10 protein-coding genes are annotated in these 12,220 nt (G+C 61.4%); 4 read left to right on the top strand and 6 right to left on the bottom strand.

Annotation, left to right across the window (positions count from 1 at the left end; all coding sequences use genetic code 11):
• Positions 1 to 33: 33 nt before the first annotated feature.
• The 6 genes from F451_RS0115800 to F451_RS0115775 form a co-directional block, all read right to left on the bottom strand.
• Entirely contained in the window at positions 34 to 927 is an 894-nt protein-coding gene (locus tag F451_RS0115800; protein WP_020682364.1) for a c-type cytochrome, read from the bottom strand.
• On the bottom strand, positions 927 to 1,568 hold the full coding sequence (locus F451_RS0115795; RefSeq protein WP_020682363.1) for a c-type cytochrome: 642 nt from the start codon (positions 1,566 to 1,568) through the stop codon (positions 927 to 929). The genes F451_RS0115800 and F451_RS0115795 overlap by 1 nt, the downstream gene beginning before the upstream one ends.
• Positions 1,569 to 1,655: 87 nt before the next feature.
• Positions 1,656 to 2,009, bottom strand: coding sequence for a hypothetical protein (locus F451_RS0115790; protein WP_020682362.1), 354 nt, complete (start codon positions 2,007 to 2,009; stop codon positions 1,656 to 1,658).
• A gap of 81 nt (positions 2,010 to 2,090) precedes the next feature.
• Complete coding sequence (locus tag F451_RS0115785; protein ID WP_020682361.1) at positions 2,091 to 3,470, bottom strand: MFS transporter; 1,380 nt, start codon at positions 3,468 to 3,470, stop codon at positions 2,091 to 2,093.
• A 150-nt stretch (positions 3,471 to 3,620) separates the two neighbouring features.
• Positions 3,621 to 4,868, bottom strand: coding sequence for a permease (locus tag F451_RS0115780; RefSeq protein ID WP_020682360.1), 1,248 nt, complete (start codon positions 4,866 to 4,868; stop codon positions 3,621 to 3,623).
• A 76-nt stretch (positions 4,869 to 4,944) separates the two neighbouring features.
• Positions 4,945 to 6,465 (bottom strand): thymidine phosphorylase family protein, encoded by a 1,521-nt coding sequence (locus F451_RS0115775; RefSeq protein WP_020682359.1) that lies wholly within the window; start codon positions 6,463 to 6,465, stop codon positions 4,945 to 4,947.
• A 372-nt stretch (positions 6,466 to 6,837) separates the two neighbouring features.
• On the opposite strand from F451_RS0115775, the gene F451_RS0115770 reads away from it, so the two are divergent.
• Genes F451_RS0115770 through F451_RS0115755 form a run of 4 tightly spaced genes read left to right on the top strand, consistent with a single transcriptional unit; the run spans position 6,838 to position 11,695 of the window.
• A complete protein-coding gene (locus tag F451_RS0115770) occupies positions 6,838 to 7,770 on the top strand; it encodes an HlyD family secretion protein (RefSeq protein WP_020682358.1) in 933 nt (310 codons plus the stop codon).
• Positions 7,771 to 9,510, top strand: a complete 1,740-nt coding sequence (locus tag F451_RS0115765; protein WP_020682357.1) for an ATP-binding cassette domain-containing protein — start codon at positions 7,771 to 7,773, stop codon at positions 9,508 to 9,510.
• Positions 9,507 to 10,604, top strand: coding sequence for an ABC transporter permease (locus F451_RS0115760; RefSeq protein WP_020682356.1), 1,098 nt, complete (start codon positions 9,507 to 9,509; stop codon positions 10,602 to 10,604). The genes F451_RS0115765 and F451_RS0115760 overlap by 4 nt, the downstream gene beginning before the upstream one ends.
• Positions 10,604 to 11,695, top strand: a complete 1,092-nt coding sequence (locus tag F451_RS0115755) for an ABC transporter permease (RefSeq protein WP_020682355.1) — start codon at positions 10,604 to 10,606, stop codon at positions 11,693 to 11,695. The genes F451_RS0115760 and F451_RS0115755 overlap by 1 nt, the downstream gene beginning before the upstream one ends.
• Positions 11,696 to 12,220 lie beyond the last annotated feature (525 nt).

Here is a 12,220-nt window from a genome sequence, read left to right as displayed (position 1 = left end):
GTGCCGTTGAACTGGATCAGACCGTCGGCCGGATCAGTCGGTCTCCACCAACAGGTAGGTGGCGATGGCCTTGAGATCCGCATTGGAAAGGTAGCCGGTACCGTCACGGATCACCTCGCCCATCGAGCCGCCCAGTACATCGCCGTCCGGAGTGATTCCCGAGCGCAATGCATAGGCCAGCTGATCGACGCTCCAGCCGTCGGCCTTCAAAGCCGCGGCATGGATCGGCGGGGCCGCGCCACCACCGGGAAGGCCGTCGGCCCCGGTCAGCGGGGCCTCCGCGTCCAGTACTCCGAGCAGGTTACGCGGCGTATGGCAGGCGGCGCAGTGCCCTGCCGCCTCGACCAGGTAGGCTCCCCGGTTGTGCAGCTCGTCGTGGTCCGGGTCCGGTTCGAAACGCCCGGGCTCGAAATACAGCGTTTTCCAGAACCTAAGGCCCTGGCGGATATTGTAGGGAAACGCCAGCTGCTGCTCTTTCGAAGGCTGCGACACCCCCGGCACAGTGCGAAACGCAGCCCAGAGATCGGCAATATCCTGGTCGCTGAAACCGGTATAGAAGGTATAGGGGAAGGCCGGATAGTAGGGCGAGCCGTCCGGCGCGATACCATGGCGCACGGCACTGGCGAAGTCCTGCAGCGTCCAGGCGCCAATGCCATGCTCGGGATCGGTCGTCAGGTTGGGTGCGTGAAAAGTGCCGAACGGCGACTCCAGCGGGGCACCGCCAGCCAATGGCTGACCGCCACCGGCGACATCGGTATGGCATGCGATGCAACCGGACGCACGGGCCAGATAGGCGCCGCGGGCGACATCGCCGCTAAGGCTTTCCAGCCCCGGATCGAGCGGGGGGGTGGAAAAGGCCCCGCTGCCCACGACCGCCAGCCCGGCGAGGCCGACAAAGCCGGCCAGAGCAAGGTTCAGACGCTTCATCAATGCTCATCCTTCTCGGCGCGATAACGGGTATGACAGGACGAGCAGGTATCGGTGACCATCTTGAACACCATCTCGGATGGCATCTGAGCCAGGTGTTCGGCCGAAGGCGCGCCCCCCATCATGCCGCTGCCACCCATCATCGAATCTCCCCCCATCATGGAGTCTGTGCCCATCATCGAGTGGGATCCCATCATGGAGTCCGTGCCCATCATCGAGTGGGATCCCATCATGGTGCCGCTCCCCTGGCCGCTGGCACCGCCACGGTTGTCGGCGGACTCGGCCAGCGCCCGGCTGTAGCGCCCCAGGTCGTCGGCCATCACCTGGAATCGCTGCCACTCCTGCCAGATCTCGGCCTTCGCCTCGCTGGGCATATGCAGGCTGCCCTCGGGAAAGAGCCTGGTCATCGCCTCGCCGGAAGCGGCCTCCAGAACGGCCGCGGCTGCACGCACCTGGGCTGCGTCGTATGTGGCTTCGCCACTGAACATCTCGGACAGCGACTTCATCGCCCCCTTCATGTCTTTCATCAATTCCATGCGTTCCTTGACGACGCCGGTGGCGCCACCGTGGGCCAACACCACGCCGGACGCGACAGCGGCGGACAGAACTACAGCGCTACCCCAGACAAATACGGGTTTCATATCGATACATCCTCGAATTTTGCACAAACATGCCATGGCGGGATCGGTGGCGATCTCCGCGAAAATTAACCAGGTGTCGTAAAAAAGTCAGACTATCGGAGGAGGTGTATCGACGGAGAGGTCCGGGGCCTTGTGCGTGGGCAGCAAACTGACGATGGATGAAGACGGCACACATTCGCTGCCCACCAGATGAAACTCCACCAGCAGCAGACTGTGGCCGCCATGGCAGGAATCGGCGTGCAGCTGATCCTCGAGGCTATGGGGATGATATACAGGGTCCGCCACGCCGTCATGATCATGACTGTCGTGTTCGATGTGGTAGTGCCAGTGCTGCCAGATCGCCTGATCCGACTGCTCCGCCGCATTCAGGGCAGCCATCGGCTGAATCGCGATGACCAGCATCAGCAACAGTCCGAGCAATGTGCGATGCGGCGCTTTCATGGCAGTCCATAAAGTGGATGAAGTGACGATTCTAGGGTGGCGGGATGCAGTTTTCAATCCAACCATCGAACTAATCCTTTGCTACCGCTCCCTTTTCGGCCACTTGGGATGGTGCTCGTCGATAACCAGCCGGTGCCGGTGTTTCACCGCGGCATGGTGATGAGGGTGGCTGTGGGGTTCCGGCCCTTCCCAGCCGGCGTGCTCATGCGGGTGATACACATCGTGACAGTGCAGATGGCGGTGATCCATCGACGCATGGAAGTGTTCCAGCTCGTCGGGTTCATGAGCGGGCCAGAGCGTCAGCGCGGCCAAAGCCGAGATCAGGGCAATAGCGCCCATTATGGCAAAAGCGGCTGCAAGCCCCAGGTTCGCGCCGCTCCAGCCGGCGAGCGGATAGGTCACCAGCCAGCAGGCATGGGACAGTGAAAACTGGGCCGCGAACACCGCGGGTCGATCCGGTTCGTGACAGGACCGGATCAGCAGCCGCCCAACGGGCGTCTGCACCAGGGAGCTGCCAAAGCCGATCAGGCACCAGAGTATCATCAGCCCCGCGATGTCAGGCTGTAAGGTTCCGAGCAGCACGGCTGCCGCCATGATACCGCCGCCAGCCAGCATCAACGTGCGTTCAGGCACCTTTTGCAGCGCCCTTGGCATCAGCAGGGCCGCGCTCATCGAGCCCCCTCCCGCTGCGGCCAGGGCAATGGCGACCCAGGTGTCGTCGAGGCCAAGGTAGGTCCTGACGTAGACCACGGTGTTGACAATCTGCATCGAGCCAACCGCAGCAACGGCCAGGCATAGCGCCAGCAGTCCCTGAAGCCTCGGCGTCCTGACATAAATTTTCATGCCCTTTACCGCCCGGTGCCAGAAGGTGCTTCCGCGGTCCGGCAATTGCCCGGGCAACACAACGGACACCACCAGCAGCGCCGACGCGACAAAGGCGATGGCGTTTAGCACGAACAGGGCGTCGAAGATCATCACCGCGATCAGCATCGCCGCGATCGCCGGGCTCAGCAGGTTTTCCAGGTCATAGGCCAGCCGCGACAGCGAGAGGGCCCGGTCATATTGCTGTCGATCCCTGATGATGTCGGGAATGGTGGCCTGGAACACCGGGGTGAAACCGGCCGAAAACAGGTTGAGCAAAAACACCAAGCAATAGATCTGCCAGACCGCATTGATGAACGGCAGCGCCAGCACCGCGGCGGCGCGCAGCAGATCCAGCGATACCAGCAGCGCACGACGCGGTAACTGCTGGGCGTAACTGCCGATCAGCGGTGCCACGAAGACGTAGGCGGCCATCTTCAGCGCCAGTGCGATGCCAAGCACTTCGCCGGCCCTTCCACCAGCAATCTGATACGCCAGCAGCGCCAGCGCCACGGTCGTGAGGCCGGTACCAAACAGCGAGATGACCTGCGCGGCAAAGAGATGCCGAAAGCGCCGGTCCTGTAACGGGGAAGCATTCACTTTATCATGCCTTTATGGACTGACCTCGGTCAGCGGGGCCGCTAAAGGACGTCGAACGGCGGCTTGCCGCCCTGCTCGGTATCGGTAGGGACCGCGCTGACGCATGTTCAATGCGACTGACAACCGTATGATCACTCAGTGTCCATCGGCTCAGAACCAAGGGGCGACAGCCAGCCCGCCGATCAGCCAAACCAGTGCCACGATGACCAGGCCGTTCATCACTTTATCGGACAGCGGCGCGCCGTCGTCATGGTGATGATGTGCGTGTTCGCCATGTTGCTCGCATTGACCGTCGTCGTCTTTGCCACCGGACCGGCGGGCGAAGACGACCAGCAAAGCCGAGACGGCGAGAAACACCAGATTCAGTACCAGTCCGTAGTCGACGCGAAAGAAATCCCGTTCGGTAATCGCCTCACCGGTCGCCCGCGGCAACAGTTCGAGGGCCGCGAAACCGTAGTGCAGCACCAGAGAAACGCAGACCAGTCCCGACAGCAGCAGCGCCAGGATATAGAGCGCCATCTTCCAGCCGTAATAGGCGGCGTTGATACGCAGCACCGGCAGCACCACCATGTCTGAGAAGATAAAGGCCATGACGCCGGCAAAGCTGACGCCACGGTCGTACAGCAACGCCGCCAGCGGGATATTGCCCATTGAGCCGATGAAGGTGAAGAAGGCCGCGACCGGCCCGACCACCGTCTGCGCCAGCACCGCCAGGAATCCGGGGTCGCGCTCCCTGCCCGAACCGATGAACAGGGCCTCGAAAAAGCCGTTCGGCACGAAGGCGGCGATGATGCCGGCGACGGTGAAGCCGATCAGCACGTCCTTCCAGACCATCTGCCACTCCATCACGTAGGTCTGGCCGATCTGGTGCCAGCCCTCCCGCGAGTGGATCTTGTCGCGCCAACTGCTGTCGCCATCACCGCTTTCGTCGCTGTCCTCGCCGACCTGTTGCCGCGCCTCCTGGATCAGCAGCCTGGGGCGGGTCAGGCGCACGAAGAGCCAGGCGAACAGGATCAGGAGAATACCGCCGAGATATTCGCCGACCACGAACTGCCAGCTGAGAAAAATGGCAATGACGATGCCAAGCTCGATCACCAGATTGGTTGACGCCAGCATGAACGCCAGCGACGGCACCAGGCCTGCGCCCTTCTGGAACAGCGCCCGGGTCGTCGACAAGGCGGCAAAGCTGCAGGAGCTGGATACGAAGCCGAACAGAGTTCCCAGTGCGACGCTACGTGCACCGGTACTGCCCATCGTCCGTTGCATCCGCCTTTCGGTCACCAGCACCTGAATCAGGCTGCTGATCAGGTAGCCCAGCGCGAAGGCCCAGAGCGCGCTCCAGAAAAAGCCGCTGCTTGTGACTGCCGCCTGGTGCCACTGCTGCCAAAGCGTCGCCATGCCTGCCTCCTGATGAAATGGATTTCAGTAGCCGACTGAATTCAGCTCGTACACACCGTAATGCTCGGGGCGCTGTTTAACGCTGCAACCGAATCAAGTCCGTGGTTTGTTCCAGATAAGAGCGGGCATACCGAAGCTCTCCCGGTGTTTCGGCGCAAAGTTCCAGCAAGGGGTCGCCTTTTGATACCTCATCTCCCACCTTCACCAGCAGGCGCACCCCGGCGGCCTTGGCGTTTGGCGCGCCAGCCAGCTTGGCGAGTCTTGCCAGCTGGCGGTTGTCAAAGGCCGCGATCGATCCAGATTGGTCAGCAGGCAGGCGGTAACGATGTGCTGCCACCGGTAACTCCCTGAAGCCGCCCTGTGCTTCGCAGATCGCCCTGAACTTTTGCCAGGCGGCACCGCTTTCGAGCAGTTGCAGCGCCTGCCGTCCGCCCTCTCCAACAGGAGAGGCTCCGGCCATTTCCAGAATCTGTCCGGCCAACAGCACTGCCCGGTCACGCAGGTCTTCGGGGGCATCATCACGACGGCCGAGCACCGCCAGCACATCCTCGGCTTCAAACGCGGGACCGATGCCTCGTCCAACAGGCTGACTGCCGTCGGTGATAACCGGCCTGACTACGACGCCCAGTCGCCGGCCTACCTGCTCGAAGATGGCCTTCAGTTCCTGTGCCGCGGACTGCGAGCGAATCTTCGCGGTCGGTCCCACGGGAATATCGATGAGGATGTGGGTCGACCCGGCCGCGACCTTCTTGGACAGGACCGATGCCACCAGCTGTCCCTGGCTGTCCAGATCCATTGCCTTTTCGACCCGGATCAGAATGTCGTCGACAGGACTCAGGCTGACACTGCCGCCCCAGGCCAGACAAGCGCCCTCTTCACGAACGACTCGCCGAATACTGTCGATATCCAGGTCAACCCTTGTGATCACTTCCATGGTGTCGGCGGTACCCGCTGGCGACGTAATGGACCGGGACGAGGTCTTCGGCATCGTCAGTCCAGCCGCCGCCGCGATGGCAACCACGATCGGCGTGGTTCTGTTGCCGGGCAGGCCCCCTATGCAGTGTTTGTCCACCACCATGTCGGATTGCGGCCAGGTCAGCCGGGTACCAACATCGACCATGGCCCGGGTCAGGTGAGCAATTTCGTCCGTGTCCAGATGGTTGGCGCAGGCCGTAAGGAAACTGGCGATATGGACATCGGTATAGCGGCCGATGAGTATGTCCTGCACGATGGCATGGAATTGCCGCTCGTCGAGCGGATGCTCGAAGATCTTGCTGCGCACGTAACCCAGTGAATTGATCCAGGCAGGATGGCTGATCGAAACCTGCTCCCCCGCGGTCAATTCCAGCCGTTCCCAGGTGATTTTCGAGAACCCCATATGTCCGGCGGGCAACAGCCCGGCATCGGATTCGACGACGTTGAGCCTGGCAACGATACTCTGCTCCCGGACCTGTACCCTGACCCGAGTCTGCACCCCGAAGCCTTCGGCCCGGCAGATATGGCAGTCATCGCGCATGTACACCACCGATTCCTGGTAGGTATCGATGCCGATACGCACTGCCTTAAGACGGTTATGGTTATTGCTTGGATGTTCCATCCTCACCTCCGTTTCAAGCGCCCCTCCGGTCCATGCAACGGTTGCGATATCACCGGCTCCCAGCTAAACATTTAATAGCAGATGGTGCCGAAAGAGGTCTTGGCAACAGTTTCATCGCTGAAGAAGACAAGCCATGGCGGCGATTTCGCTGTCTGCCACCGGTTAACCCCGAACAGCGGCCTTGGGCAGCTCAAAAACCGGCCGAACGAAGGTGTACTCACCCGATGAACCCATGCCCGCGTCAGCGATCATGCCAGTTGCAAATGCGGGCGATCCGCCGGCAACGACAACTGTCAGATCCCGGGATCGATGCAAATGCCCGGTAAGGAACGGCCTCCCCTCACATTGAGCATAGCTTGGTGGTGGACGGCAGTGGCGATCGTCGCCCTCGCTCTCGCCTCCTACATTCTGTTTCGGGTCTCGAGTCCACCCACGCTACCCGAGGGGATTCTCTACGGCAGCGGACATATCGAAGGAACCGAGATCCGGGTCAGCGCCGAGACCGGCGGCCGTGTGATCGATAACCGAATGGTAGAAGGACAGCCGGTCCAGGCCGGCGATCTGCTGGTGCGCCTCGATGATCGTGAACTGAGGATTCGCCAGGCGTTGACCGAAGCCGAGCTGACGGCGATCCGACAGGGAATCGAGGCCCAGCAGGCACAGCTGGATGTGTGGCGACACCATGCCGGCACGGCCGCCTCGGACTATGACCGCTTTCTGAAACTGCGTCAGACCGGCACCGCGACGCCGCAACAGCTGGCCAGTGCCGAAGATCGCCTCAAGGAGACACAGGGCCAGGTCAGGTTTCTGCAGGCGCAGCTGGCTGAAAGCGATGCCCGGCTACAGGCCGCCCGGCAAAGCCTGCGACTGCTGAAGCTGCAACTCGACAAGACGGACATCAGGGCCCCCGTGGACGGTACCCTGATCATCAAGGCAATCGAGGCAGGCGAACTCGCCAGTCCCGGTACCGCGATTGCGATGCTGGTGGACCTGATGCATCTGCGGCTCAAGGTGTACATTCCCGAACGGCTGATCGGCAGGGTCCAGCTCGGCAACGAAGCCCGGGTTCGGATCAATGCCTTTCCCGAACGCTTTTTCGAGGCCAGGGTCTCAGCGGTCGATCAGCGTGCCCAGTTCACGCCCCGGGACGTGCATCTGCCGGAGGAGCGCGCGCGTATGGTCTTCGGCGTCGAGCTTTCACTGGATAACCCCGAAGGCTTCCTGAAACCCGGCATGCCGGCCGACGCCTGGATACGCTGGTCCCCGCAACAGCCCTGGCCGCAGCAACTGGAGGTTCCGCGATAGATGGCGCCGCAGGATCATGAAGACCGGATTATCAAAGCGCAGGGACTGGGCAGACGCTTCGGCCGCCACGAGGCGCTGGCGGGTATCGATCTGCAGGTAGGCCGGGGCGAAATATTCGGCATTTTGGGCCCCGACGGCGCGGGCAAGACCACCCTGATGCAGCTGCTCGCCGCGATCCTGGATCCGACCGCCGGCCAGTGCCGCGTGCTCGGCTTCGATACTCTGCGCGAATCCTCCCAGGTAACCGACCGTATCGGTTACATGTCACAGGGCTTCACGCTGTACGACCGCCTGAGCGTCGAGGAAAACCTGGCGTTTTCAGCCCGCATTCGCGGTGTTTCCGATGCGGATTACCGACAGCGACGCCAGCGACTGCTGCAGATGGCCGGTCTTCAGGACGCCGTTAACCGCGAGGCCCGTGTGCTGTCGGGCGGCATGCGCAAGAAATTGTCCCTGTGTACCAACCTGATTCATGAGCCCGAGTTGCTGCTGCTGGACGAACTCAGCCTCGGCGTCGATCCGGTATCGCGTCAGGAGCTGTGGAAGATGCTGCGCACCTTTCGCGACTCCGGCATGACCATCGTCCTGACGACCCCCTACATGGATGAAGCCCAGGCCTGTGACCGGCTGGCCTTTCTGTATCGGGGACGCCTGCTCGCGGTGGACAGCCCCGCGGCCTTGAAGGACCGGGCGCGTGGGCGGGTCTATGAGGTGGTGACAGCCCGCCTGGAAGAGGTACAGGAAATTCTCGCCGCCTCCCCTGAAGTGATCAGCGGACAGTGGCTTGCTGATCGCTATCGTTTTCAGATCGACAACGCTCAGGGCATCTCGGGATCGCTGCGCATGAAGCTCGAGTATCTGGGCGCCCCGAGCCCGGCCATGCCCGATCTGGAAAACGCCTTTGTCCAGTTGACGGCCCAGCCGGCCGACCGTCTCGCGACAACCGTTTCGCTTCGCTCCGCCGCCACACCGGCCGCTCCCGCGACGGCCATTGCCGCCACCGATATCAGTGTTCGCTTTGGCGATTTTTCGGCCGTGAACCAGGTTTCCTTCCGTATCGCCGCCGGCGAGGTGGTCGGTTGGCTGGGGCCCAACGGGGCCGGCAAGACCACGCTTATCCGCGTACTTTGCGGCTTGCAACGCCCGAGTGCAGGCGAGGCCCGGATCGCCGGCCTGCCACTGGCGAGTTCGTCGACACAGATCAAGGCCCGCATCGGCTATATGTCGCAGCGCTTTTCGCTCTACCCCGACCTCAGCGTGATCGAGAACCTGCGCTTTTTCGCCGGCATGTATGGTCTTTCGGGGCAACATCGCCGCGATGCGATTCGCTGGGTCAAACCCCTGGTCGGTATCGACGGCCTGGACGGCAATCGCACCCAAGCGCTGTCCGGCGCCCTGCGCCAGCGGCTGGCACTGGCCTGCGCCATTATGCACCGGCCCTCGGTACTCTTTCTCGATGAGCCGACGTCCGGTGTCGATCCCCTGGCACGCCGCCGGTTCTGGCAACTGATCCAGCGGCTGGCCCGATCGGGCATGGCGATTCTGGTCACAACCCATTACCTCGAAGAGGCCTGTTACTGTCACCGACTCGGCCTGATGCACAACAGCCGTCTGGTCGCACTGGGCACGCTTGCCGAACTGCGCAGCGCACTGCAGCCTTCGGATCCCGGGGCATCCGTCGAGGCCGTTTTCATGGCCTATATCACCCGGCCATCGGCTGCCGCCGGAGTGGTCGGATGAATGCCCGCCGCATCCGTGCCGTGATCGGCAAGGAGACGCGCGAGATCCTGCGCGATCCCATCACCCTGGGCGTAGCCCTGCTCATGCCACTGGTCATGCTGTTTCTGTTTGGCTACGCGATTTCTCTCGACCTGCGCAGGGCATCCCTGGGTGTACTCGACGAGGACCACAGCCCCGCCAGCCGTGCACTGATCGAGCACTTCAGCGCCAATGAGTCCTTCCACCTGAGCCGGTCGCTCGGGTCGGTACGGGAGATCGAACAGGTATTGCAGCGTGGCCAGGTCGACCTGGTGCTGGTGGTGCCGGCGGGGCTGAACGACAGCCTGCTGCGGCGCGAACAACCGCAAGTACAGGTTGTCGTCGACGGCACCTATTCCACCACCGCCCTGCTGGCGGCCGGCTACGCCGAAGCCCTGGTTGCCAGTTTTGGTACGAAGCCTTCCCGGGCGACCCTGAGGCTCGAAACCCGGGTCTGGTACAACCCCTCGCTGAGAAGCGTCAACTACATCGTGCCCGGTCTCTACGCCGTGATTCTGCTGGCCTTTCCACCGCTGTTGACCGCGCTTGGCGTGGTACGTGAAAAGGAGACCGGCACGATTCAGTGCATTTTCGCCTCGCCGCTGACCTCGAGTGAGTTCATTTTCGGCAAGCTGGTACCCTACAGCCTGATCGCGCTGCTGCAGATGCTCATCGTGGTGTCCTTCGGCTATTTCTGGTTCGGCGTGCCGTTTCAGGGCAGCTTTCTCTTTCTGCTGGCGGCCGGTCTTGTCTATGTGCTCTGTACCGTCGGCATCGGACTGCTGGTGTCAACGCTGACCCGAACCCAGTTAACCGCCATGCTGCTGGCCTTGATCGTAACGCTGATGCCATCCTTTCTGTTTTCCGGCCTGCTGTTTCCGATCTTCACGATGCCGGCTCTGCTGCAGCTGTACGCCGCGATTTTTCCAGGCGTTTATTTCGTCGAAATATCCCGCGGCATCGTGCTGAAAGGCACTGGCATCGACATGGTCTGGTTCCAGGTAGCGGTATTGGCCCTCTATACCCTGGCAGTGTTTATCCTCGCCAGTCGACGACTGAAGAAAAAGGTGGCCTGATGCGACTCAGCAGCCTGCTGATCAAGGAGCTGATCCAGTTCTTCCGCGACCGGGTCATGCTGTTGCTGATCCTGTGGCTCTATACCGTGGAAGTGGTGATCTGTGCCTACGCACTGGGACTGGATCTTCGACACCTACCGCTGGCCGTACTCGATCACGATCGCAGCGCCCACAGCCGCCTGCTGGTCGATGCGCTGACCAGTGGTGAAGCTTTCTCGCTCACCGGCTACCCCCAAGATATGAGGCAGGCCGAGCGCTGGCTACAGGACGGCCGCACCCGCGCCGTGCTGGTGATACCACGCGACTTTGCCGAAGTCCTGATACGCGACGAAACCCCGACGCTGCAGCTGCTGCTGGACGGCAGCGATGCCAATACCGCCGCGACCGCCCGCAACTACATCCTGCGGGGGCTTTCGTCCCTGCAGGCCGGTGCGGGTCCGCAACCGTCACCTGCCATCCGGCCGGTCATACGTATCTGGTACAACCCGGATCTGACCTATACGCGTTTCATGGTGCTGTCGATGATCGCTCTGGCCGCCCTGATGGTCGGCGTCATTCATCCGGCGGCGACCATCGTGCGCGAAAAAGAGCTCGGTACCCTCGAGCAACTGCAGGTCACGCCGGTCCGAATAAGCGAACTCTTCGTCGCCAAGACGGTACCGACACTGGTAATGGGCACCCTGTCGGTGTTTCCGAGCCTGCTGATCGTCCGCTGGTTCGACGTGCCGCTGCGCGGAAGTTTGACGCTGTTCGTGCTGCTGACCGCCCTCTTCCTGCTCAGCGCCATCGCCATCGGCGTGCTGGTCGCCGCCGTCTGTCGGACACTGCAGCAGGCGCTGCTGCTGGCCTTCTTCGGATTGTTTCCGATGATGTTCCTGTCCGGCACCCTGGCACCGATCGCCAGCATGCCCGCGATATTGCAGCAGCTGTCGCTGCTGAGTCCCTTGCGCTACTACATGGATGTCATTCTCGGCATCTTCCTCAAGGGCAACGGCATCGCCGATCTCTGGCCGCAGGCACTGGCGCTGGCGGGGATCGGCACGCTGTTGTTCGCAATAGCGGCGGCCGTGTTTCGGCATCAACAGCCGTGATTACCCATTGTCTCGCTCCGAGACAGAGACAACAAACCTTATAGGATGGGCTAATTCGAAGCGTGATCATGACGTATCGTTTCATGCCGAGAAAGTCAGTTTCGTACCTACCATATTCAGCAAAAACTCAGCACCTATTTCCTTTTCAATATACATAGTGGCACGCCTTCCGGTACGGTGTGTGGGCACTACATACCTCGGACCGATATTCTTTAATGCATCGGTAGTAGGTTTAATGATGGAGACATAGTCAGGCCCCGTAAGATGAAATCCCCCATCACAACAAACACCTTATCAATGCCTGTAATCTCTCCTGCGTACTGGACTGTATTTATAATTCCCGAATGGGCGCATCCAGAAAAAATGACCAGCCCATTTCGTTTTATATTCGCCACAATCGCTGTATCATCTTCAATACGATCATGCTTCTATTGTCCATTTTCTTCGTAGTAAGCGTTTGGCATTGCCTTTTCAAAATCAGAAGTCCGCGGTATCTCGCCAAGGAACAGAAGGAACTCGTCCAGA

This window comes from Marinobacterium rhizophilum DSM 18822 (genome assembly GCF_000378045.1).
GTDB classification, from domain to species: Bacteria; Pseudomonadota; Gammaproteobacteria; order Pseudomonadales; family Balneatricaceae; genus Marinobacterium_A; species Marinobacterium_A rhizophilum.
Note: the sequence above shows the minus strand (reverse complement) of the source record. Positions and strands in the feature narration are given on the sequence as shown.